This is a genomic window from Streptomyces viridochromogenes, from assembly GCF_001270495.1.
GTDB lineage: Bacteria > Actinomycetota > Actinomycetes > Streptomycetales > Streptomycetaceae > Streptomyces > Streptomyces viridochromogenes_A.
In genome coordinates this window covers 63,702-84,863 of sequence record NZ_LGUR01000094.1, presented here as the reverse complement: position 1 = coordinate 84,863, position 21,162 = coordinate 63,702, and the positions used below count along the sequence as shown (strand labels likewise).

Here is a 21,162-nt window from a genome sequence, read left to right as displayed (position 1 = left end):
ACCGGAGGCCGGGGCGCGCATCTGGCGCGGGTCACCGTGCTCGCGGTGGTGGGGCTGGTCGTGGCGCTGTGCCTGCCGTCGATGGGGCAGGGGGCCACGGGGCAGCAACCGGCTGGGGACCCGCCGGGTCTCTCGACGGGGTTGTCGACCGGTTCCTCAACGGGTTCCTCAACCGGTGTGACGGTGCGGGGAGTCGGCGACTCCGGGGCAGGCTGGTGAGGCCGGGTGCCCGGTGTGGTGGTCGACTCCCCGCCACGCGTGCGTAGGTCCCGCCACGCGTGCGTAGGCCCGCGCGCGTAGGGCCCGGGCCGTCCGAGCGGGGCTCCACGCGCGCGTGGCCACCGACGCGGTCAGGCCGCGTGCCGCTGGGCCAGCTGCTTCGCCTTCGCGGCGGCCTCGTCGAGGGCACGCTCGCGGGAGGCCTCGAAGAGCGGGACCAGGTCGGCCATCCCCGGGTCGGCCGGGGCCATCGTGAGCTCCGGGACGATGAAGTCGAGGTCGGCGCCGAGGAAGTCGGCCAGCACCGCCGTCAGGTAGTTCTGCACGTACTCGTAGCCCGCGCGCGGAGTGCCCGGCCCGTAGGCGCCGCCGCGGCTGGCCACGACGGTGATCGGGGTGCCCTTGACCGACTGGGCGTCGCCCGCCGTACGGCCGAACAGGACCACGTTGTCCAGCCAGGCCTTCAGCGTCGACGGGATCGTCAGGTTGTACATCGGGGCGCCGATCAGCACCGCGTCCGCACGCTCCAGCTCCTCGATCAGCCGCACCCGCTCGGCGAACGCGGCGGCCTGCTCGGGGGTGTGGGTCGCCGGATCGGAGAAACCGGCGGTGTGCGCGTGGGCGGTGATGTGCGGCACGGGGTCCGTGGCGAGGTCGCGGTGGATCACCGTGCCCTCGGGGTGCTGTTCGTGCCAGGTGCGCCGGAAGGCGTCGGCGACCGCCCGGGAGGAGGAGGCGTCGGCCGGGAAGACCGAGGAGTCGATGTGCAGGAGCGTTGCCATGAGGGTCTCCAGAGGGGATGGGAGCGGGCCCGGACAGCTGCCCGCAGGGACTGAAAATTCGTACTCGACTATGGATAACACAGTCACTTACTTTTTTTCACCCCCGTACGAGAGGGCAGTATCCTGAGAGGCATGGCGGGCGAGCAGAGTCACGACGTAGGGCCGTGCAAGCGGGTCGACGCGGCGATCACCCAGGTCTTCCAGCTGCTCGGAAAGCGCTGGACCGGCCCGATCGTGTCCGTCCTGACCGCAGGGCCGGCCTACTTCGTCGACCTTCGCCGGGCGGTTCCGGGCATCAGCGAGCGCATGCTCTCCGACCGGCTCACCGAGCTCGGCGCCGCGGGACTGGTGGTGCGCGAGGTCTACGAGGGGCCGCCGCTGCGGGTGGTGTACCGGCTGACGGATGCGGGCGCCGCGTTGGGGCCCGCGCTGACCGAGCTGGGTGAGTGGGCGAAGGCGTATCTGGGGGACGGGGAGCGGTCGGGAGGCTGCTGAGGTCGCTCTCCTAGCGGGTCTTCCGCGGCCGCGTCTACCGGGACCGGGTCTTCCGGGACCGGGTCTTCCGCGACCGGGTCTTCCGGGACCGGAATTTTCCGTGGCCGGGCGTTCCGCCGCCGGATCTTCCATGACCGGGTTTTCCACAGCCGGGCGTCGCCAGTCAGGTTTCCACAACCGTGTCTTCCGGAATCGCGGAGTTGTCCACAGGGGCGGAGTTGTCCACAGGGTCTGACGCGTTTCGGCCACCGGTTGTAACGTCGGCACGAGTTGATGTTCGTGTCGGTGGTCGTGCGGGAGCGGGGGAGGCGGTCGATATGACCGAGGTCGGTGCCGGAGCTACGGCGGAGGCGGCCGTGGGGGCAGCGCAGTCGTCGTCGGAATCCGCGGCGCGTCGGCTGCCCCGCGTGCGCGGCTTCGCCGAGTGGCCCGGTGGCGGGTCGCCCAAGGAGGAGGGCAAGGCGCTGCGCAGGCGGGTGCCGCGCGGTGAGCACGCCCTTCTCGATCTCGACGCCGACCGCCCCGACGCCGTGGCCGCCGTCGAGGAGTCCAGCCTCGGCCGGCTGCCCGAGCTCACCCCGATCCGGGTCGGCCGGATGGCGGCGACGCCCTTCGCGTTTCTGCGCGGTTCGGCGGGGCTCATGGCGTACGACCTCGCCCGCACCCCCATGACCCGGATCCGCGCCCAGATCTGCGGCGACGCGCACGCGGCCAATTTCGGCCTGTACGGCGACCCGCGGGGCGGCCTGATCATCGATCTGAACGACTTCGACGAGACGCTGTACGGCCCTTGGGAGTGGGACCTCAAGCGGCTCGCCACCTCGCTCGTGCTCGCGGGCCGGGAGGCCGGCGCGGACGAGGACAGGTGCCGCAAGGCGGCGCGCGACGCGGTCGGTGCCTACCGGCGCACCATGCGGCTGCTGGCCAGGCTTCCGGTGCTGGACGCGTGGAACGCGATCGCGGACGAGGAGCTCGTATCGCACACCGACGCCCATGATCTGCTGGGCACGCTGGAGCGGGTCGCGGAGAAGGCGCGGGCCAACACCAGCGGGCGCTTCGCGGCCAAGTCGACGGAGCCGACCGAGGACGGCGGCCGCCGGTTCGTCGACGCGCCGCCCGTACTGCGCCGGGTACCGGACGCGGAGGCGGCGGCGGTGGCGGCGTCGCTGGAGAGCTACGTCACCACGCTCTCCGAGGACCGTCATCCCCTCCTCGCCCGCCACACCGTGCACGACGTGGCGTTCCGTGTGGTGGGCACGGGCAGCGTCGGTACCCGCTCGTACGTCGTCCTGCTCCTGGACCACCGGGGCGAGTCACTGGTCCTCCAGGTGAAGGAGGCCCGCCCCTCGGTCCTCGTCCCGCATCTGGTGACGGCCGGCTTCGAGGCGCCGGAGGCGGAACACGAGGGGCGGCGCGTGGTACTCGGCCAGAAGCGCATGCAGGTGGTCAGCGACGTGTTGCTGGGCTGGACGACGGTCGACGGACTTCCCTTCCAGGTACGCCAGTTCCGCAACCGCAAGGGCAGTGTCGACCCGGCCGCGCTGGCCGCCGACCAGATAGACGACTACGCCCGCATGACCGGCGCCCTCCTGGCCCGTGCCCACTCCCACAGCGCCGACCCCCGACTGGTCTCCGGCTACTGCGGCAAGAACGACGAACTGGACGAGGCGATCGCCACGTTCGCCGTCACCTACGCCGACCGCACGGAGGCGGACCACAGCGCGCTGGTCACGGCGGTGCGGGCCGGGCGGATCGCGGCGGAGGTCGGGGTGTGACCTGGTGCGGATTGGTGCGGACGAGAGGCTTCGCCTCTCGACGCCCGTCGGCGCCAGTCAGCCCGTCCGGCGTTTGAGGACGAGGCCCCTTCAGGGCCGAAGCGGGGTCCGGGGCGGCAGCCCCAGCAGGCCCGCGACGACGCCAGTGCCGTCCCAGCGGCAGTGCCCGGACTCGGCTCAGCTGACGCAGTCCCCCGTGGCCTACGCTGGTCGGGTGACGACGCCGGAAGCTGAGCAGTCCCAGCCCGAGCCCGCTGACGCGGGGACGCGGGGCGGTGCCGAGGTGCCCGCCGGTGGAGCTGAGCGAGGTGGTGAGGCGCAGGTGACGGCCGAGGACGGGGCCGAGCGGCCCGAGGAGCGGCTGGAGCGGGCCGTGCGGGCCGCCGAGCAGGCGTTGATCGAGTACGAGATCGCCGTGGAGACCTTCCGCGTGGAGGTGGAGAACTTCTCCCGGCTGCACCACCAGAAGCTCGGCCCGATGTACGCCCGCCTCGACGAGCTGGACGCCCGGATCGCCGAGGCCACGGCCGCCCGCACCGGCGACCCCGAGGACATCCGCAAGGCCGACGAGGCGCGCGCCCGGGTGCTGCCGATGCCGGGCGTCGAGGAGCTGTTCCACGGCTGGATGGACGGCGGGGGGCTGTTCCCGGAGGCCGCGGCGATGCTCACGGACCAGCCGGTACGGCCGCCGCAGCGGGTGCGGCCCAGCGACGAGGCCCGCAAGCTCTACCGCGAGCTGGCCCGCAAGGCCCATCCCGATCTCGCCCAGGAAACGGCCGAGCGTGCCCGGCGCGAGGAGTTCATCACCCGCGTCAACGCGGCGTACGCCCGCGGTGACGAGGCGCTGCTGCGGGAGCTGGCCGAGGAGTGGGCCGCCGGACCGGTGCCCAAGGAGCAGGGCCCCACCCCCGCCGAGGAGCTCTACGCCCGCCTCGAATGGCTCGCCCAGCGCAAGGAGATGCTCACGCTGGTCGCGAAGGACCTGGAGGAGGGCGCGATCGGCGCGATGCTCCGCCTCGCCCCGGACGACCCCGACCGCCTCCTCGACGAGATCGCCGACCAGCTCCTGGCCCAGGTGGCGGAGCGGGAAGCGGAGCTGGCGGCTCTGCTCGGCTAGGCGGTGCGGAGACAGCCCTCCAACGCCCCGCGCCCGTCAGGTAGCGTCGGAGCCATGAACTTCGGATCTCCCGTGCCCACAGTCGAGGTCACCGACCTCAAGGCCGACGACTTCCTGCTGGACGTCCGCGAGGACGACGAGTGGCAGGCAGGTCATGCCGAAGGCGCGCTGCACATCCCGATCAGCGAGTTCGTCGCCCGCTACGGCGAGCTGACCGAGGCCGCCCCGCAGGACGCCCGCGTCCATGTCATCTGCCGCTCCGGCGGGCGTTCGGCGCAGGTCGCGATGTACCTCGTCCAGCAGGGCATCGACGCCGTGAACGTCGACGGCGGTATGCAGGTGTGGGCGGCGGTCGGACGCCCTGTGCTGGACGACGAGGGGCAGCCGGGGTACGTGCTGTAGGGCACACCCCGGGGCCGCAGGTCAGCTGAGCGGATGTGCCGCCAGCAGGTCCCCGAGCGCCTCCTCGTGGGCCGCCGCCGGGCCGAGCGCCAGTTCCAGGTGCTTGGCCCAGGCGTGGTACCGGTGCAGCGGATAGTCGACGTCGGCGCCGAAGCCGCCGTGCAGATGCTGGGCCGTCTGCACGACCCGCCGTACGCCCTCCGAGGCCCAGATCTTGGCCACGGCCACGTCTCCCGAGGCGGGCAGCGACCCCGGTGCCCCCGACGCGATCCGCCACGCGGCCTGCCAGAGTGTGGCCTCCATCGCGCGCAGGTCGATGTAACGGTCGGCGGACTGCACGGCGACCGCCTGGAACGTGGCGATCGGATGCCCGAACTGCTCCCGCTTGCTCGCGTAGTCCGAGGTCATCCCCAGCACCCGCTCACCCAGCCCGAGCGCCAGCGCACACGTGCCGGTGGCCAGTAGCTCCCGCAGCCACTCCCAGGCGCCCTCGGCGTCCAGGACGTCCCGCGCCGCGAGCCGTACCGAGTCCAGCCGTAGCTCCCCGAGCCGCTCCCCGCTGGTCGAGAACTGCTCGGCGAGCGAGACCCCCTCCGCGGCGCGCGGCACCAGTGCGAGGACGGTCCGGTCGGCGGCCGTACGGGCCGGCACGACGACGAGATCGGCGCCGTATGCCCAGGGCACGGCGGTCTGCACCCCGTCCAGCACCCACCCCGTACCGTCCTGCCGGGCGGTCACCGCGAGCTCGGCCGGGTCGTGGCCGGTGCGGCCGTGCGCGGCGACCGTCAGTACGACCTCACCGCGCCCCGCCCGGGTCAGCACCCCGGCCTTCAGCTCGGATCCGCCGTACACCTGGACGGCGGCCATCGCCGCGCTGCTCTCCAGCAGCGGCACCCGGGCCAGTACCTTCGCCGACTCGCGCAGCACCAGGCACAGGGCGACGGCGTCGAGGCCGGCTCCACCGTGCTCCTCCGCGAGCAGCAGGCTCAGCAGGTCCGCGTCCGCGAGCCGGGCCCACAGCGGACGGTCGAAGTCGTCGGCGACGGCGCCCGGCGTGAGCGCGGGAGAGGGCACCGCGTCCGGCGCGACCCCGGCGAACACCCCGCGTGCCGCCTCGGCCGCCGCCTGCTGCTCCTCGGTGAAGGTGAAGTCCACGGTCCCTGCCCTTCCACACGCACGGCGATCTGACGGAGCGTCAAGATAGAACAGGTTCTAGAAGAAGGGAATGGTCCTCGTCGGACCCCCGTAAGGTGTGGGCAACGGCGGCCCGACAGGGGCTGTGCCCGGCGGGTGGGCCTGAGTACCGTTCCCGTGCGAGCGCTGAGGGAAGACGAACCGGAATCAGGGAACGGGGCAGCATGGACGCCTACGACGCGGGCTCGGCCGCCCGTCACGGGCCGGGGGAGGAGCCGCGGGACACCCCGTCCGCCGTCGCGCCCTCGCCCGCTCCTCCTGCTTCCCCCACTTCTCCCGCTCCTCCTGCTTCCCCCGCCGCTGCCGCCCCGTCGGCCCTCGAACCCCGCACCGGTGTGGCCGCCCTCTCCCTGCGGTACCAGATCGGCGCGGCCCTCGCCCTCGCGGTCGTGGCCATCGCGGTCTGTGTCCACACCGGCATGGTCTTTCTGCATGTCGCCCCGCCGAACACGGTCACCAAGCAGCACGGCAAGGCGATCGACGACTGGATATACCCGGAGTTCGAACAGAACTGGAAGCTGTTCGCCCCCAACCCGCTGCAGCAGAACATCGCGGTGCAGGTCCGCGCCCAGGTCGGCACGGCCGACGGCGGCACCCGCACCACCGGCTGGTACGACCTCTCGGCCCAGGACGGCCGGGCCATCGACGGCAATCTGCTGCCGAGTCACACCCAGCAGAACGAGCTGCGCCGGGCCTGGGACTTCTTCGTCGCCACGCATGACGCCCAGAACCGCCCCGTGGGCCTGCGTGGGGCCCTGTCCGAGACGTATCTGCGGCACATAGTGGAGCTGCGCCTCGACCGGGCGAACGCGGCCGGCGAGGGCGGCGCTCTCGAACGCGTCCAGGTCCGCTCCCGCACCACCAATGTGCGCCCGCCGAAGTGGAGCGACGAGCAGGTCTCGGACAAGCCGACCTACCGGATGCTGCCATGGTGGTCGGTGTCGGCGGACAAGGCGAGCAAAACAGACAGGGCGGGCGGGGTCGGAGCCGTCAGCGGGGCCGAGGAGGGTGCCCGGTGAACCGCTTCGCCCTCGCGATCTCCGCGGCCATCGCCCGGGTCACCGAGTCCGCCCTCGGCCCCTATCAGACGGCCGTCATCCGCATCGGCTTCACCGCGACCTGGCTGCTGTTCCTGCTGCGCGAGTTCCCCCACCGCCAGGAGCTGTACGGACCCGACGGTCCCTGGGACTTCGACCTGGCCCAGCAGCTGATCGGGACGAACGGCTCCTTCACCGCCCTGATCTGGTCGAACAGCCAGTTCTGGTTCGAGAGCGTCTACGCCTTCGCCGTCCTGACCAGCGTGCTGCTGCTGCTCGGCTGGCGCACCCGCACGATGTCCGTGCTGTTCATGGTGGGCGTGCTCTCGCTCCAGAACCGCTCCATCTTCATGGGCGACGGCGGCGACAACGTCCTGCACCTGATGTGCGTCTACCTCGTGTTCACGCGCTGCGGCCGGGTCTGGTCGCTGGACGAGCGCCGGGCCGGGCTCGCGCGCGAGGCACGCGCGCGGGGCGAGCGGGCCCGGCCCGACCGGCTCGGCCCGGCCCTCTGGGGCGTGCTCGGGGCCGCGCTGGTCTCGGTGACGGTGGCGGGCCGCCTCGACGGTGACCTGACCGTGCCGGTGATCCTGTGGGGCGTCTGGCTGTCGCAGGCCGTGTGGTGGATCGTGGGCCGCCGCGCGACGACCCCCGAGCCCCGCATCCTGCTCGACGTCGTCGGCAACATCGTGCACAACGGCGCCCTGCTGGTGATCATGGCCGAGGCGTGTCTGATCTACGCGACCGCCGGCTGGTACAAGATCCAGGGCTCCCGCTGGCAGGACGGCACCGCCGTCCACTACCCGCTGCAGCTCGACTACTTCTCGCCCTGGCCCGGTCTCGCCGAGCTGCTGTCGTCGAGCGGGACGATGGTGATGCTGATCACCTACGGCACGGTCATCGTGCAGGTCGCCTTCCCGTTCACGCTGTTCAACCGGCGGGTCAAGAACGTCCTGCTCGCCGCGATGATCACCGAGCACGCCGTGATCGCGGTCGTCCTCGGACTGCCGTTCTTCTCGCTGGCGATGATCGCGGCGGACGCGGTCTTCCTGCCGACGTCGTTCCTGCGCCGCCTGGGCGACTGGGCCGCACGCGCGCGTGGCGGCCTGTCGCGTCTGACGAAGCGCGGGGACGACCCTACGGAGCTCCCCGCACCGCGCACCCCGGAGAACCCCGAGCACGCGCACGTAGGCTTCACGGCATGACCGTGACCTCGTGGAACAGGCTTGCCGACACCTCGGTGCTGCTCGACGGTTTCCACGCCCTCAAGCACGCCGTGCGCTTCGGAGCGGAGATCCCGGTGGCGGTCGCCGTCGACCGGGACGCCGCGCTCGCCCTCGCCGAGGAACTGGCGCCGGACGTACGGGATGCCCTGGCCGCACTCCTGACCGAGGTCCCGGAGACGACCTACACGGCGCTCGTGCCGCGCCCGCACCCCACCGCGGTGGCCGCCTTGGCCGTACGACCGTCTCGCGCCGCCCACCTGGAGAAGCTGGCGCACCGCCCCCGCACCGCTCCTGTCGTGGTCCTCGACAACCCCCGCAACCTCGGCAACGCGGGCGCGGTGATCCGCCTGGCCGCCGGCTTCGGCGCGACCGGCGTGGTCACCACCGGCACGCTGGACCCCTGGCATCCCGCGGTCGTACGCGGCGGGGCGGGACTGCACTTCGCGACGGCGGTGGAGCGGCTGGACGTGGACGAGCTGCCGCCCGGCCCGGTCTTCGCGCTGGACCCGGAGGGCGACGACATCCGGGGCATCAAGCTCCCGGACGACGCCGTCCTCGCCTTCGGATCGGAGCGAAGTGGCCTGTCGGCCGAACTACGCGCGCGTGCCGACCATTTGCTGTCCCTGCCGATGCGCCCCCAGGTCTCCAGCTACAACCTCGCGACGAGCGTGGCGATGACGCTGTACCACTGGAGTCTCACCGGGGGCGCGCTTCGGGCCTAGGCCTCCCGACGCACCTCGACCACCCGGAACCGGTTCGCCACGAACGCCCCGTCGCACAGCGCCGAGTTGGCCGCCGGGTTGCCGCCCGACCCGTGGAAGTCGGAGAACGCGGCCGTCTGGTTGACGTACACCCCACCCGTGAGGTTCAGCGACAACTGGGCCGCCTCCTCCAGGCAGACCTCCTGGATCGCGCCCTCGACCTCGTCGTCGGTGGTGTACGCCCCGACGGTCATCGCGCCCTTCTCCCGCACGGTCCGCCGCAGCAACTCCACCGCGTCCGACGCCGAGTCCACCGCCACGGCGAACGACACCGGGCCGAAGCACTCGCTCATGTAGGCGGCCTCGTCGTCCGGCTTGGCCCCGTCCAGCTTCACGATCACCGGCGTACGGACCACCGCGTCCGGGAACTCGGGGTTCGCGATCTCCCGGGAGGCGAGGGCGACTTCGCCCAGCCCCGCCGCGGCCTCCAGACGGGCCTTGACGTCCGGGTTGACGATCGCGCCGAGCAGCGCGTTCGCGCGGGCGTCGTCGCCGAGGAGGCCGTCGACCGAGCGGGCGAGGTCGGCGACGACCTCGTCGTAGGTCTTGGGGCCCTCCTCGGTGCGGATGCCGTCGCGGGGGATCAGCAGGTTCTGCGGGGTGGTGCACATCTGGCCGCTGTACAGGGACAGGGAGAAGGCCAGGTTGGACAGCATGCCCTTGTAGTTGTCCGTCGAGTCGACGACGACCGTGTTGACGCCGGCCTTCTCCGTGTAGACCTGCGCCTGGCGGGCGTTGGACTCCAGCCAGTCGCCGAACACGGTCGAGCCGGTGTAGTCGATGACCCGGATCTCGGGGCGGGTGGCCAGGGTCTTGGCGATGCCCTCGCCCGGCCGCTCGGCGGCCAGCGCGACCAGGTTCGCATCGAAGCCCGCCTCGGTGAGCACCTGCCGCGCGACCTGCACGGTCAGCGCGAGCGGCAGCACCGCGCGCGGGTGGGGCTTCACCAGGACCGCGTTGCCGGTGGCGAGGGAGGCGAACAGGCCCGGATAGCCGTTCCACGTCGGGAAGGTGTTGCACCCGATGACCATGGCGATGCCGCGCGGGACCGGCGTGAACTGCTTGTTGAGCGCGAGCGGGTCGCGCTTGCCCTGCGGCTTGGTCCACTCCGCCGCGTCGGGTGTGCGGACCTGCTCGACGTACGCGTACGCCACGGCCTCCAGGCCGCGGTCCTGCGCGTGCGGGCCGCCCGCCTGGAAGGCCATCATGAAGGCCTGGCCGGAGGTGTGCATGACCGCGTGCGCGAACTCGTGCGTCCGGTCGCTGATCCGCTTGAGGATCTCCACGCAGACCACCGCGCGCATCTCCGCGCCCGCGTCCCGCCACGCGCGCATGCCGGAGCGCATGGCGGGCAGCAGCTCGTCGATGTTCGCGTGCGGGTACTCGACGCCCAGCTCGATGCCGTACGGGGAGGTCTCGCCGCCCACCCAGCCGTCCGTGCCGGCCTGGCCGAGGTCGAGGCGGCCTCCGAGCAGTGCGTCGAAGGCGGCCTTGCCCGCCGCCGCGTCCAAGCTGCCGTTCTCGCCGTAGGCCTTGGGGTGCTCGGGGTGCGGGGACCAGTACGCGCGGGTGCGGATCGCCTCCAGCGCCTGGTCGAGGGTGGGCCGGTGCTTGGCGATCAGCTCGTGGGCGGTCAGTTCGGCGGCCATGCGGGACCAACTCCTCGTTTCCAGAGCTCTCCGTTGAGCTCATGACCTGGGGCAGAAACATGGGCAGGAACAGGCGGTCAGAGTTAGAGTAACCGAACGATCGGTCGGTTCAAGGGGGTCCGCCGCATCTGTGGAAAACCCCGTGCGGGAGGATCGCGCACATGACAGCACTCGACCTCAGCAGCCCCGTGGCCGTCGTCGGCACCGGCACCATGGGCCAGGGCATCGCCCAGGTCGCGTTGATCGCGGGCCATCCCGTACGGCTGTACGACGCCGCTCCAGGGCGCGCCCAGGCCGCGGCCGACGCGATCGGCGCCCGCCTCGACCGGCTCGTCGAGAAGGACCGTCTCACCGGCGCCGACCGCGACGCCGCCCGCGCCCGGCTGCTGCCCGCCGGGTCGCTCGCCGACCTCGCGGACTGCGCCCTGGTCGTCGAGGCCGTCCTGGAGCGCCTGGACGTCAAACAGGAGCTGTTCCGGGAGCTGGAGGGCATCGTCGGCGAGGACTGTCTGCTCGCCACCAACACCTCGTCGCTGTCCGTCACGGCGATCGGCGGCGCCCTGCGCCTGCCCGGCCGCTTCGTGGGCCTGCACTTCTTCAACCCGGCCCCGCTACTCCCCCTCGTCGAGGTCGTCTCCGGGTTCGCCACCGACGTCACGTACGCCACGCGCGCGTACGAGACGGCACGGGCCTGGGGCAAGACGCCGGTCGCCTGCGCCGACACCCCCGGTTTCATCGTCAACCGCATCGCCCGGCCCTTCTACGCCGAGGCCTTCGCCGTCTACGAGGCGCAAGGAGCCGACCCGGCCACCATCGACGCCGTCCTGCGCGAGTGCGGTGGATTCAGGATGGGCGCGTTCGAGCTGACCGACCTGATCGGGCAGGACGTCAACGAGTCCGTCACGCGCTCCGTGTGGGAGTCCTTCTTCCAGGACGTGCGCTTCACGCCCTCGCTCGCCCAGCGGCGCCTGGTCGAGTCGGGCCGGCTCGGCCGCAAGAGCGGGCACGGCTGGTACGACTACTCCGACGGGAACGGGGGCGCCGAGCGCGACGAGCCGCACACCGCGGAGAAGGGCCGGCCGCCCGCCTACGTTGTCGCCGAGGGCGACCTGGGCCCGGCCTCCGAGCTGCTCGCGCTGATCCGCGAGGCGGGCATCCCGGTGCGCGAGGAGGACGAGGACCACGGCAGCCGCCTGGTGCTGCCGAGCGGTGGCCAGCTCGCGCTCGCCGACGGCCAGACGTCGGTGGAGTTCCGGGACGTCGTCTACTTCGACCTCGCCCTCGACTACCGCCGGGCCACCCGGATCGCCCTGTCCGCCTCCCAGGACACCTCGCCCCAGACCCTCGCCGAGGCCACCGGTCTCTTCCAGGCGCTTGGCAAGGACGTCAGCGTCATCGGCGACGTCCCCGGCATGATCGTCGCCCGCACGGTCGCACGGATCGTCGACCTGGCGCACGACGCCGTCGCCAAGGGTGTGGCCACCGAGGAGGACATCGACACGGCGATGCGGCTGGGAGTGAACTACCCCCTCGGCCCCTTCGAGTGGAGTCGCAGGCTCGGCCGCAACTGGGCGTACGCCCTCCTCGACGACCTGCACCTGCGCGACCCCTCCGGGCGCTACGCGCCGTCCCTCGCGCTGTACCGCCACGCGTACGCCTCCGACAAGCGGGAGGGCAACACCTCATGACCACCGCCAAGCGCGACACATACACCCCGGAGACGCTGCTCTCCGTGGCCGTGCAGGTCTTCAACGAGCGCGGCTACGACGGCACCTCCATGGAGCACCTCTCCAAGGCGGCCGGCATCTCCAAGTCGTCGATCTACCATCACGTCACCGGCAAGGAAGAGCTGCTGCGCCGCGCGGTCAGCCGCGCCCTCGACGGGCTCTTCGGGATCCTCGACGAGGAACACGCGCGCGTGGGCCACGCCGCCGACCGGCTGGAACACGTCGTCCGGCGCATGGTCGAGGTGCTCATAGGCGACCTGCCCTATGTGACGCTGCTGCTGCGTGTGCGCGGCAACACCGACACCGAGCGGTGGGCCCTGGAACGGCGCCGCGACTTCGACCACCAGGTCGCCGCACTGCTGAAGGCGGCCGCCGCGGACGGGGAGGTGCGCGCCGACGTGGAGGTGCGCCTGGCGACCCGGCTCGTCTTCGGGATGATCAACTCGATCGTGGAGTGGTATCGCCCGGACGGCCGTGGCATGAACGAACGCGAGGTCGCGGACACGGTGGTGCGGCTGGTCTTCGGAGGGCTGCGCAAGGAGCACTGAGGGCTTTGCAGGCCGGCTGATGGCTGCCTCCGGCAACGTCGGAGCGACGTCAGCTGCGGTGCGGCAGCGCCCTGGGCGCGGGGCTGTATCGACATGCGTCTCCGCCGCGTGGGCGCGACCAGCCACGACGGTGGCGCGGACGAACGACGGTGGATCGCGCCTTTGCCGGCGGAGCGCCTCGTGATCGCCCGGACCCCTCCGCGTCATCGGTCGGGGCGGATGCTGCGGATCACCGCTGCCGTCGCCGGTCTCGCCTGCGCCGCCGTCCTTTCCGTGGCGTCTGTCGTGCTCATGGGCATGGCCATGGCCTCCGGCTGACCTCCGGGACGGACCGGTCAGCCCTGCGGCTCCAGATCCTCCTCCTCGAACACCAGCAGCGTGCGCGTGCTGAGCACCTCGGGAATGGCCTGGAGGCGGGTGAGGACCAGCTCGCGCAGGGCGCGGTTGTCGGGGGTGTGCACCAGGATCAGTACGTCGAAGTCGCCGCCCACCAGGGCGATGTGCGCGGCGCCGGGCAACTGGCGGAGCTGCTCGCGGACCGTGCGCCAGGTGTTCTGGACGATCTTGACGGTGATGTACGCCGACGTTCCGTGGCCCGCGCGCTCGTGGTTGACGCGGGCGCCGAACCCGCGGATGACGCCGTCCTCGACGAGGCGGTTGATGCGGGCGTAGGCGTTGGCGCGTGAGACATGGACCCGCTCGGCGACCGACCGTATCGACGCGCGGCCGTCGGACTGGAGCATCTGGAGGATGTCCTGATCGATGGCGTCGAGCGGGCGGGGTGGTGGAAGGAGGGAGCCGCCGTCCGGACTCTCGGCCATTTGTTCAGGCGACATGTCCCCCCACCTTCCTTCCGTGGACGTACTGCGTTCATTGGAGGCTGTGGAGAACCGTTTGTCCACAGCCTGAGGCCGCCTGTAGCCAAAATGTGCCGGCGACCGAACAATCGGTAGGGAGGCGCGTCACCGAAGCCGCGCCTCCCGTAGCCACTCCCACGAGGAGGTGCCGTCATGACGGTCATGGAGCAGCGGGGCGCGTACCGGCCATCGCCGCCGCCCGCCTGGCAGCCCCGGATGGACCCCGCGCCGCTGCTGCCCGACGCCGAGCCCTACCGCGTCCTCGGCACCGAGGCGGCGACGAAGGCCGACCCGGGCCTGCTGCGCCGGCTGTACGCCGAGCTGGTGCGGGGCCGCCGGTACAACACGCAGGCGACCGCGCTCACGAAGCAGGGCCGCCTCGCCGTCTACCCGTCCAGCACCGGCCAGGAGGCCTGCGAGGTCGCCGCCGCGCTGGCGCTTCAGGACCGCGACTGGCTGTTCCCCAGCTACCGCGACACCCTCGCCGCCGTGGCGCGCGGGCTGGACCCCGTGCAGGCCCTGACCCTGCTGCGCGGCGACTGGCACACCGGCTACGACCCGCACGAGCACCGCGTGGCCCCCCTGTGCACGCCGCTCGCCACCCAGCTCCCGCACGCCGTCGGTCTCGCGCACGCCGCCCGCCTCAAGGGGGACGACGTGGTCGCGCTTGCCATGGTCGGCGACGGCGGCTCCAGCGAGGGCGACTTCCACGAGGCGCTGAACTTCGCCGCCGTATGGCAGGCGCCGGTCGTCTTCCTCGTCCAGAACAACGGATTCGCGATCTCCGTCCCGCTCGCCAAGCAGACCGCGGCCCCGTCGCTGGCCCACAAGGCCGTCGGCTACGGCATGCCCGGCCGCCTGGTCGACGGCAACGACGCGGCCGCCGTGCACGAGGTCGTCGCCGACGCCGTACGGCACGCCCGCGCGGGCGGCGGGCCCACGCTGATCGAGGCGATCACCTACCGCATCGACGCCCACACCAACGCCGACGACGCGACCCGCTACCGCGGGGACTCCGAGGTCGAGACCTGGCGCGGGCACGACCCGATCGCCCTCCTGGAGCACGAGCTGACCGAGCGCGGCCTCCTCGACGAGGCCGGCATCCAGGCCGCCCGCGACGCCGCCGAGACCATGGCCGCCGACCTGCGCGAACGCATGAACCAGGACCCGGTGCTCGACCCGATGGACCTGTTCGCCCACGTGTACGCCGAGCCCACCCCGCAACTGCGCGAACAGCAGGCCCAGTTGCGGGCCGAGCTCGAGGCCGAGTCGGAAGGGTCGCACCGATGACCACCGTCGCCGTCAAGCCGGCCACCATGGCGCAGGCCCTCACCCGCGGGCTCCGCGACGCCATGGCGGAAGACCCCACCGTGCATGTCATGGGCGAGGACGTCGGCACCCTCGGCGGTGTCTTCCGGGTCACCGACGGCCTCGCCAAGGAGTTCGGCGAGGACCGCTGCACGGACACGCCGCTGGCCGAGGCGGGCATTCTGGGCACGGCCGTGGGCATGGCCATGTACGGCCTGCGCCCGGTCGTGGAGATGCAGTTCGACGCGTTCGCCTACCCGGCCTTCGAGCAGCTGATCTCGCACGTCTCCCGCACACGCAACCGCACCCGCGGCAAGATGCCGCTCCCGATCACGATCCGCGTTCCCTACGGCGGCGGCATCGGCGGCGTCGAGCACCACAGCGACTCGTCCGAGGCGTACTACATGGCGACTCCGGGGCTCCATGTCGTCACGCCCGCGACCGTCGCCGACGCCTACGGCCTGCTGCGCGCCGCCATCGCCTCCGACGACCCGGTGGTCTTCCTGGAGCCCAAGCGGCTGTACTGGTCGAAGGACGCCTGGAACCCCGAGGACCCGCAGAGCGTTGAACCGATTGGCCGCGCGGTGGTGCGGCGCTCGGGGAGGAGCGCCACGCTCATCACGTACGGACCGTCCGTGCCCGTCTGCCTCGAAGCCGCCGAGGCGGCCCGGGACGAGGGGTGGGACCTGGAAGTCGTCGACCTGCGCTCGCTGGTGCCGTTCGACGACGAGACGGTCAGCGCCTCGGTACGGCGGACCGGGCGAGCGGTCGTCGTACATGAGTCGGGCGGGTTCGGCGGACCGGGAGGGGAGATCGCGGCCCGGGTCACGGAGCGCTGCTTCCACCATCTGGAGGCGCCGGTGCTGCGCGTGGCCGGGTTCGACATCCCCTACCCGCCGCCGATGCTGGAGCGTCACCACCTGCCCGGCGTGGACCGGATCCTGGACGCCGTGGGGCGTCTGCAGTGGGAGGCGGAGAGCTGATGGCCCAGGTGCTGGAGTTCAGGCTGCCGGATCTCGGCGAGGGCCTGACCGAGGCGGAGATCGTGCGCTGGCTGGTCGAGGTCGGTGATGTCGTCGCGGTCGACCAGCCGGTCGTCGAAGTCGAGACGGCCAAGGCGATGGTCGACATCCCCTGCCCCTACGCCGGCGTGGTCACGGCCCGCTTCGGCGAGGAGGGCAGGGAGCTTCCCGTGGGCGCGCCGCTGCTGACGGTGGCCGTCGGGGCGCCCGCCACCGGCGCCGAGACCGAGGGCTCCGGGAACGTGCTGGTGGGGTACGGCACCTCCGAGGCACCGGCGCGGCGCAGGCGGGTACGGCCGACCCCGCCGACGACACCGGCGGGGCAGCCGGCGGGCATGGCGGCGAACGGTGCCGCGACGCGCGAGGGCACGGCGACCGCCGAGCATGCCCCCGCCCCTGGCGTCGCGCGCCCCGTCGGCACAGCGGCGGGGCACGGCCCTGCCGGCCACGGTCCCGACGTGGCACCGGCCGACGAGGAGAACCGCAGCGAGGGCCCCGTACCCGTGATCTCCCCGCTCGTCCGCCGCCTCGCCCGTGAGCACGGCCTGGACCTGAGGGAGCTACACGGCTCCGGACCGGACGGGCTGATTCTGCGGGCCGACGTGGAGTACGCGCTGCGGGCCGCCGAGGTGCGCGGACGGACGGCCCAGCCGCCGGCCGAGCCGCACCCGCGGGTGACGCCGACGACCCCGGCCCCCTCCGCTGCCGCCCCGCCCACGCAGGCCCCCGTCCGCTCCTCCGCCCCCCTCGGCGGCATCCGCACGCCCCTCAAGGGCATCCGCGGCGCCGTGGCCGACAAGCTCTCCCGCAGCCGGCGGGAGATCCCGGACGCCACCTGCTGGGTGGACGCCGACGCCACGGAGCTGATGCGGGCGCGGACGGCGATGAACGCCGCCGGTGGGCCGAAGATCTCCCTCCTCGCCCTGCTGGCCCGTATCTCCACCGCCGCCCTGGCTCGGTTCCCCGAGCTCAACGCCACGGTCGACATGGAGGCCAGGGAGGTCATCCAGCTCGACCATGTGCACCTCGGTTTCGCGGCACAGACCGAGCGGGGACTCGTCGTCCCGGTGGTGCGGGACGCGCACGCGCGGGACGCGGAGTCGCTGACCGCCGAATTCGCCCGGCTCACCGAGGCGGCCCGCGGGGGCACCCTCACACCCGCGGAACTCACCGGCGGCACCTTCACGTTGAACAACTACGGCGTGTTCGGCGTCGACGGCTCCACGCCGATCATCAACCACCCCGAGGCCGCGATGCTCGGCGTCGGCCGCATCATCCCCAAGCCCTGGGTGCACGAGGGAGAGCTTGCGGTGCGGCAGGTCGTCGAGCTCTCGCTCACCTTCGACCACCGGGTCTGCGACGGCGGCACGGCGGGCGGCTTCCTGCGGTACGTGGCGGACTGCGTGGAACACCCGGCGGTGCTGCTGCGCACGTTGTGACGGATCCCCCGAGGCCCGCTGCTTCCCCTGCGTTCCCTGTGATCGCGGAGGCACGCATACTCGGGGGGTGACCGCGTACGAACCGACGGGCGCGCAGGACGCCGCCGATGCCGGGCACGACGTCGCGTACGACGCCGTCGTGCTCGCCGGAGGCGGCGCGCGCCGTCTCGGCGGAGTGGACAAGCCCGGGGTGCGTGTCGGTGGGCGCCCGCTGCTCGACCGGGTGCTCGCCGCCTGCGCCGACGCGCGGACCACCGTCGTCGTCGCCGAGCCCCGGCCGACCGCGCGGCCGGTGGCCTGGGCGCGTGAGGACCCGCCCGGCGGCGGCCCGCTCGCCGCCCTGGACGCCGGGCTGCGGCAGACCACGGCGGAGCAGGTCGTCGTCCTCTCGGCCGACCTGCCCTTCCTCGACGAGGGCACGGTACGGCGGCTGCTGGCCGCCCTGCGCACCAGCGGCGCCGACGGCGCGCTGCTCACCGACGTCGGCGGCCGCGACCAGCCCCTTGTCGCCGCGTACCGCGCGCCGGTGCTGCGCCGTGAACTGGCCGCGCTCACCCGAGGGAACGACGGCCTCACCGGTCTCCCCCTGCGCCGGCTGACCGGCGCGCTCGGTCTCGTCCGCGTCCCCGACCCCGTCGCGTCCTTCGACTGCGACACCTGGGACGACATCGCCACCGCCAGGGCACGCATCAGGGAGCATGGGCACGTGTTGGATGAATGGATTTCCGCAGTCAAGGACGAACTGGGCCTCGACCTCGACGTCGACACCAAGTTGCTGCTGGACCTCGCCCGTGACGCCGCCCACGGCGTGGCGCGGCCCGCGGCCCCGCTGACCACCTTCCTCGTCGGGTACGCGGCAGCGCAGGCCAAGGGCGGTGAGGGCGGCCCCGAGGCCGTCGCCGAGGCCTCCCGCAAGGCCGCCGCCCTCGCCCTGCGCTGGGCGGAAGAGGCCGCGGCCGCCCCGTCCGCCGCGGCCCCCGACGCCACCACCGAGGCCGCCGTCCCCGACAGCCGTCCGGACGCCGGATGACCCCCCGCGGCATCCGGGCCGACGAGGACGCCGAGGACCTCGACGTCGAGGAGGTGCTCGCTCTCGTGAACGAAGACAACGGCCAACACACCCCGGCCGACCACGTCCCCGCACCCGCCCCGCACGCCACGGGCTCCGACCAGCCGGACCGGCACCAGCCGGACGAGCACGAGCCAGACCGGCACAGCGCGGATCGGCACAGCCCGGACCAGCACAAGTCGGATCGCCACCACAAAGCCACCCCTTGGCCCGAGGCCCGCGAGATCGCCGCCCGCGCAGCCCGAGCCGCCCAGACCGGCCCCCGGGCCGCCGGCCGCGCTCCCGTCTCGGTCCCCCTCGACGCCGCCCTCGGCCTCGCCCTGGCAGCGCCCCTGACCGCCTCCACCGACCTGCCCTCCTTCGACACCTCGGCCATGGACGGCTGGGCCATCGCGGGCCCCGGCCCCTGGGCCGTTCGGAAGGAAGGCGTGCTGGCCGGGCACGCCGAGCCGGAGCCGCTCACCGACGGGGAGGCCGTCCGCATCGCGACCGGCGCCCGCATCCCCCCGGACACCACCGCCGTCCTGCGCAGCGAGCACGGCCGCACCGACACCAAGGGCCAGCTGCACGCCACCCGGGAGGTTCAGCCCGGCCAGGACATCCGCCCACGCGGCCAGGAGTGCCGTAGCGGCGACCACCTGCTCGCCGTCGGCACCCTCGTGACCCCGGCCGTGCTGGGGCTGGCGGCCGCCGCCGGATACGACACCCTCACCGCCGTCCCCCGCCCCCGCGTCCAAGTCCTCGTCCTCGGTGACGAGTTGCTGACCTCGGGACTCCCGCACGACGGGCTGATCCGTGACGCCCTCGGCCCGATGCTGCCGCCCTGGCTGCGCGCACTCGGCGCCGAGGTCACGGCCGTACGCCGACTCGGCGACGACGCCAAGGCCCTGCACAAGGCGCTCACCACCTCCGCCGCCGACCTCATCGTCACCACCGGCGGTACCGCGGCCGGCCCCGTCGACCATGTCCATCCCACCCTGCGCCGCATCGGCGCCGAACTCCTGGTGGACAGCGTCAAGGTGCGGCCCGGCCACCCCATGCTGCTGGCCCGCATCAAGGAGAACCAGCACCTCGTCGGCCTCCCCGGCAACCCCCTCGCCGCCGTCTCCGGCCTGCTCACGCTCGCCGAACCCCTGCTGCGCACGCTGGCGGCCCGGCCCGCCCCGGAGCCCTACACGCTGCCGCTGAGGGACGCGGCACACGGGCATCCGTACGACACCCGGCTCATCCCCGTCGTCCTGCGCGGTGACCATGCCGTGCCCCTGCACTACCACGGTCCGGCCATGCTGCGGGGCATGGCGGCGGCCGATGCCGTGGCCGTCGTACCGCCGGGCGGGATCCGCGCCGGTCAGGAGGCCGAACTGCTCGACCTGCCCTGGGCGATGGCCGGCATCGAGGTGTGTTTCACGTGAAACTTCCGGGCCAGGACGCGATCGCCCGTCAGGCGGACGAGAGGGTCGCGACCTATCGGGTGAAGCTCCCGAAGAAGATCGTGGAGCATCCGTTCCGCCAGGTGGCCAAGCGGGTTCTGCTGGCCCTGATGCTGCTCGTGGCGACCGCCTTGATCGTCTACGCCGACCACGAGGGCTACAACGACAGCTCCGACGGTTCCGTCGACCTCCTCGACGCCTTCTACTACGCGACCGTCAGCCTCTCCACCACCGGATACGGCGACATCACCCCGGTCAGTGACGCCGCCCGGCTCACCAACATCTTCGTCATCACGCCCATGCGAGTGCTGTTCCTGATCATCCTGGTCGGCACCACGCTCGAGGTCCTCACCGAACGGACCCGCGAGGAATGGCGTCTGAACCGCTGGAGGTCCACCTTGCGCGACCACACCGTCGTCGTCGGCTTCGGTACGAAGGGGCGGTCGGCGATTCAGACCGTCTGTGCGACGGGCCTGAGGAAGGACCAGGTCATCGTGGTCGACCCGAGTTCCAAGGTGATCGAGGCGGCCGTCGCGGACGGGTACGCCGGGGTCACGGGGGACGCGACGCGCAGCGAGGTCCTGAAGCGGGCCGAGGTCCACAAGGCGCGGAAGATCATCATCGCGACCCAGCGGGACGACACGGCCGTCCTGGTGACCCTGACGGCCCGGCAGCTCAACCGCGGCGCGAAGATCGTGGCCGCCGTGCGCGAGGAGGAGAACGCGCCGCTGCTGAAGCAGTCCGGCGCCGACGCGGTCATCACCAGCGCCAGCGCGGCCGGCCGGCTGCTCGGCCTCTCCGTGCTCAGCCCCGCCGCCGGCATGGTCCTGGAGGACCTGATCCAGCAGGGCAGCGGGCTCGACATCGTCGAACGACCGGTCATAAAGGCCGAGGTGGGCAGGAAGCCGCGGGAGATGGACGACCTGGTGGTGAGCGTCCTGCGCGGGCACCGCGTGCTCGGATACGACGATCCGGCCGTCGGGACACTGGAGTTGACGGACCGGCTCATCACCATCGTGCGGGCGACGCCGGGCAGTCAGGTCGCACCCGATGACCGGCGTCTGCCCCCGGGGATGAAGCCCGTCTGACGCCCGGGGGCTGAAGG

Annotated in this window: 20 protein-coding genes; 16 read left to right on the top strand and 4 right to left on the bottom strand. The window is 72.5% G+C overall.

Annotation, left to right across the window (positions count from 1 at the left end):
• Positions 1 to 350: 350 nt before the first annotated feature.
• A complete protein-coding gene (locus tag ADK36_RS10430) occupies positions 351 to 1,001 on the bottom strand; it encodes an FMN-dependent NADH-azoreductase (RefSeq protein ID WP_048581413.1) in 651 nt (216 codons plus the stop codon).
• A 132-nt stretch (positions 1,002 to 1,133) separates the two neighbouring features.
• On the opposite strand from ADK36_RS10430, the gene ADK36_RS10425 reads away from it, so the two are divergent.
• The 4 genes from ADK36_RS10425 (at position 1,134) to ADK36_RS10410 (ending at position 4,790) form a co-directional block, all read left to right on the top strand.
• Positions 1,134 to 1,496, top strand: a complete 363-nt coding sequence (locus tag ADK36_RS10425) for a winged helix-turn-helix transcriptional regulator (protein WP_048581412.1) — start codon at positions 1,134 to 1,136, stop codon at positions 1,494 to 1,496.
• A gap of 317 nt (positions 1,497 to 1,813) precedes the next feature.
• Positions 1,814 to 3,271: a DUF2252 domain-containing protein gene (locus ADK36_RS10420; RefSeq protein ID WP_053197070.1), complete on the top strand. Its 1,458-nt coding sequence runs from the start codon at positions 1,814 to 1,816 to the stop codon at positions 3,269 to 3,271.
• Positions 3,272 to 3,485: 214 nt separating this feature from the next.
• Positions 3,486 to 4,388, top strand: coding sequence for a J domain-containing protein (locus tag ADK36_RS10415; RefSeq protein ID WP_048581410.1), 903 nt, complete (start codon positions 3,486 to 3,488; stop codon positions 4,386 to 4,388).
• Positions 4,389 to 4,460: 72 nt separating this feature from the next.
• The gene (locus ADK36_RS10410; protein ID WP_030050646.1) at positions 4,461 to 4,790 is read left to right on the top strand and encodes a rhodanese-like domain-containing protein; all 330 of its coding nucleotides are present in this window, start codon (positions 4,461 to 4,463) and stop codon (positions 4,788 to 4,790) included.
• 21 nt (positions 4,791 to 4,811) lie between these two features.
• On the opposite strand, the gene ADK36_RS10405 is transcribed toward ADK36_RS10410, so the two are convergent.
• On the bottom strand, positions 4,812 to 5,945 hold the full coding sequence (locus ADK36_RS10405; protein ID WP_048581409.1) for an acyl-CoA dehydrogenase family protein: 1,134 nt from the start codon (positions 5,943 to 5,945) through the stop codon (positions 4,812 to 4,814).
• 203 nt (positions 5,946 to 6,148) lie between these two features.
• On the opposite strand from ADK36_RS10405, the gene ADK36_RS10400 reads away from it, so the two are divergent.
• The 3 genes from ADK36_RS10400 to ADK36_RS10390 are packed head-to-tail and all read left to right on the top strand — an operon-like array spanning position 6,149 to position 8,969.
• Positions 6,149 to 7,003 (top strand): DUF5819 family protein, encoded by an 855-nt coding sequence (locus ADK36_RS10400; RefSeq protein ID WP_048581408.1) that lies wholly within the window; start codon positions 6,149 to 6,151, stop codon positions 7,001 to 7,003.
• A complete protein-coding gene (locus ADK36_RS10395; protein ID WP_053197068.1) occupies positions 7,000 to 8,226 on the top strand; it encodes an HTTM domain-containing protein in 1,227 nt (408 codons plus the stop codon). Before ADK36_RS10400 ends, ADK36_RS10395 begins: the two co-directional genes overlap by 4 nt.
• Positions 8,223 to 8,969 carry a TrmH family RNA methyltransferase gene (locus ADK36_RS10390; protein ID WP_053197066.1) on the top strand — a complete coding sequence of 249 codons (747 nt, stop codon included), beginning with the start codon at positions 8,223 to 8,225 and terminating at the stop codon, positions 8,967 to 8,969. Before ADK36_RS10395 ends, ADK36_RS10390 begins: the two co-directional genes overlap by 4 nt.
• Here the strand turns inward: ADK36_RS10390 and paaN are convergent.
• Positions 8,966 to 10,657, bottom strand: a complete 1,692-nt coding sequence (gene paaN, locus ADK36_RS10385) for a phenylacetic acid degradation protein PaaN (protein ID WP_053197064.1) — start codon at positions 10,655 to 10,657, stop codon at positions 8,966 to 8,968. The two genes, ADK36_RS10390 and paaN, sit on opposite strands and share 4 nt — an antisense overlap.
• Positions 10,658 to 10,818: 161 nt before the next feature.
• Between paaN and ADK36_RS10380 the strand changes: the two genes are divergently transcribed.
• From ADK36_RS10380 to ADK36_RS48720, 3 genes are all read left to right on the top strand, one after another.
• Positions 10,819 to 12,345: a 3-hydroxyacyl-CoA dehydrogenase gene (locus ADK36_RS10380; protein ID WP_048581404.1), complete on the top strand. Its 1,527-nt coding sequence runs from the start codon at positions 10,819 to 10,821 to the stop codon at positions 12,343 to 12,345.
• The gene (locus tag ADK36_RS10375) at positions 12,342 to 12,932 is read left to right on the top strand and encodes a TetR/AcrR family transcriptional regulator (protein ID WP_048581403.1); all 591 of its coding nucleotides are present in this window, start codon (positions 12,342 to 12,344) and stop codon (positions 12,930 to 12,932) included. Before ADK36_RS10380 ends, ADK36_RS10375 begins: the two co-directional genes overlap by 4 nt.
• A 93-nt stretch (positions 12,933 to 13,025) precedes the next feature.
• A complete protein-coding gene (locus ADK36_RS48720) occupies positions 13,026 to 13,250 on the top strand; it encodes a hypothetical protein (protein ID WP_159391109.1) in 225 nt (74 codons plus the stop codon).
• A 17-nt stretch (positions 13,251 to 13,267) separates the two neighbouring features.
• Here ADK36_RS48720 and ADK36_RS10370 read toward each other — a convergent pair whose 3' ends face one another.
• Positions 13,268 to 13,753 carry an Lrp/AsnC family transcriptional regulator gene (locus ADK36_RS10370; protein ID WP_048581402.1) on the bottom strand — a complete coding sequence of 162 codons (486 nt, stop codon included), beginning with the start codon at positions 13,751 to 13,753 and terminating at the stop codon, positions 13,268 to 13,270.
• A 189-nt stretch (positions 13,754 to 13,942) separates the two neighbouring features.
• Here ADK36_RS10370 and pdhA point away from each other — a divergent pair, with 189 nt between their 5' ends.
• The 6 genes from pdhA to ADK36_RS10340 all read left to right on the top strand — a co-directional run bounded on the left by pdhA (position 13,943) and on the right by ADK36_RS10340 (position 21,145).
• Entirely contained in the window at positions 13,943 to 15,079 is a 1,137-nt protein-coding gene (gene pdhA / locus ADK36_RS10365) for a pyruvate dehydrogenase (acetyl-transferring) E1 component subunit alpha (RefSeq protein WP_048581401.1), read from the top strand.
• Positions 15,076 to 16,080, top strand: a complete 1,005-nt coding sequence (locus ADK36_RS10360; protein WP_053197061.1) for an alpha-ketoacid dehydrogenase subunit beta — start codon at positions 15,076 to 15,078, stop codon at positions 16,078 to 16,080. Before pdhA ends, ADK36_RS10360 begins: the two co-directional genes overlap by 4 nt.
• Complete coding sequence (locus ADK36_RS10355) at positions 16,080 to 17,558, top strand: dihydrolipoamide acetyltransferase family protein (RefSeq protein WP_053197059.1); 1,479 nt, start codon at positions 16,080 to 16,082, stop codon at positions 17,556 to 17,558. The genes ADK36_RS10360 and ADK36_RS10355 overlap by 1 nt, the downstream gene beginning before the upstream one ends.
• Positions 17,559 to 17,625: 67 nt before the next feature.
• Complete coding sequence (locus ADK36_RS10350; RefSeq protein WP_053197058.1) at positions 17,626 to 18,588, top strand: NTP transferase domain-containing protein; 963 nt, start codon at positions 17,626 to 17,628, stop codon at positions 18,586 to 18,588.
• The gene (locus ADK36_RS10345) at positions 18,585 to 20,039 is read left to right on the top strand and encodes a molybdopterin molybdotransferase MoeA (RefSeq protein ID WP_048581397.1); all 1,455 of its coding nucleotides are present in this window, start codon (positions 18,585 to 18,587) and stop codon (positions 20,037 to 20,039) included. Before ADK36_RS10350 ends, ADK36_RS10345 begins: the two co-directional genes overlap by 4 nt.
• A complete protein-coding gene (locus ADK36_RS10340) occupies positions 20,036 to 21,145 on the top strand; it encodes a potassium channel family protein (RefSeq protein ID WP_048581396.1) in 1,110 nt (369 codons plus the stop codon). Before ADK36_RS10345 ends, ADK36_RS10340 begins: the two co-directional genes overlap by 4 nt.
• Positions 21,146 to 21,162: the final 17 nt, after the last annotated feature.

Excerpts from the sequence above, each read along its gene's own strand:
- ADK36_RS10430 (WP_048581413.1), bottom strand. The coding sequence starts at position 1,001 with ATGGCAACGCTCCTGCACATCGACTCCTCGGTCTTCCCGGCCGACGCC.
- ADK36_RS10425 (WP_048581412.1), top strand. The coding sequence starts at position 1,134 with ATGGCGGGCGAGCAGAGTCACGACGTAGGGCCGTGCAAGCGGGTCGAC.
- ADK36_RS10420 (WP_053197070.1), top strand. The coding sequence starts at position 1,814 with ATGACCGAGGTCGGTGCCGGAGCTACGGCGGAGGCGGCCGTGGGGGCA.
- ADK36_RS10400 (WP_048581408.1), top strand. The coding sequence starts at position 6,149 with ATGGACGCCTACGACGCGGGCTCGGCCGCCCGTCACGGGCCGGGGGAG.
- ADK36_RS10390 (WP_053197066.1), top strand. The coding sequence starts at position 8,223 with ATGACCGTGACCTCGTGGAACAGGCTTGCCGACACCTCGGTGCTGCTC.
- paaN (WP_053197064.1), bottom strand. The coding sequence starts at position 10,657 with ATGGCCGCCGAACTGACCGCCCACGAGCTGATCGCCAAGCACCGGCCC.
- ADK36_RS10380 (WP_048581404.1), top strand. The coding sequence starts at position 10,819 with ATGACAGCACTCGACCTCAGCAGCCCCGTGGCCGTCGTCGGCACCGGC.
- ADK36_RS10375 (WP_048581403.1), top strand. The coding sequence starts at position 12,342 with ATGACCACCGCCAAGCGCGACACATACACCCCGGAGACGCTGCTCTCC.
- ADK36_RS48720 (WP_159391109.1), top strand. The coding sequence starts at position 13,026 with ATGCGTCTCCGCCGCGTGGGCGCGACCAGCCACGACGGTGGCGCGGAC.
- ADK36_RS10370 (WP_048581402.1), bottom strand. The coding sequence starts at position 13,753 with ATGGCCGAGAGTCCGGACGGCGGCTCCCTCCTTCCACCACCCCGCCCG.
- pdhA (WP_048581401.1), top strand. The coding sequence starts at position 13,943 with ATGACGGTCATGGAGCAGCGGGGCGCGTACCGGCCATCGCCGCCGCCC.
- ADK36_RS10360 (WP_053197061.1), top strand. The coding sequence starts at position 15,076 with ATGACCACCGTCGCCGTCAAGCCGGCCACCATGGCGCAGGCCCTCACC.
- ADK36_RS10355 (WP_053197059.1), top strand. The coding sequence starts at position 16,080 with ATGGCCCAGGTGCTGGAGTTCAGGCTGCCGGATCTCGGCGAGGGCCTG.
- ADK36_RS10345 (WP_048581397.1), top strand. The coding sequence starts at position 18,585 with ATGACCCCCCGCGGCATCCGGGCCGACGAGGACGCCGAGGACCTCGAC.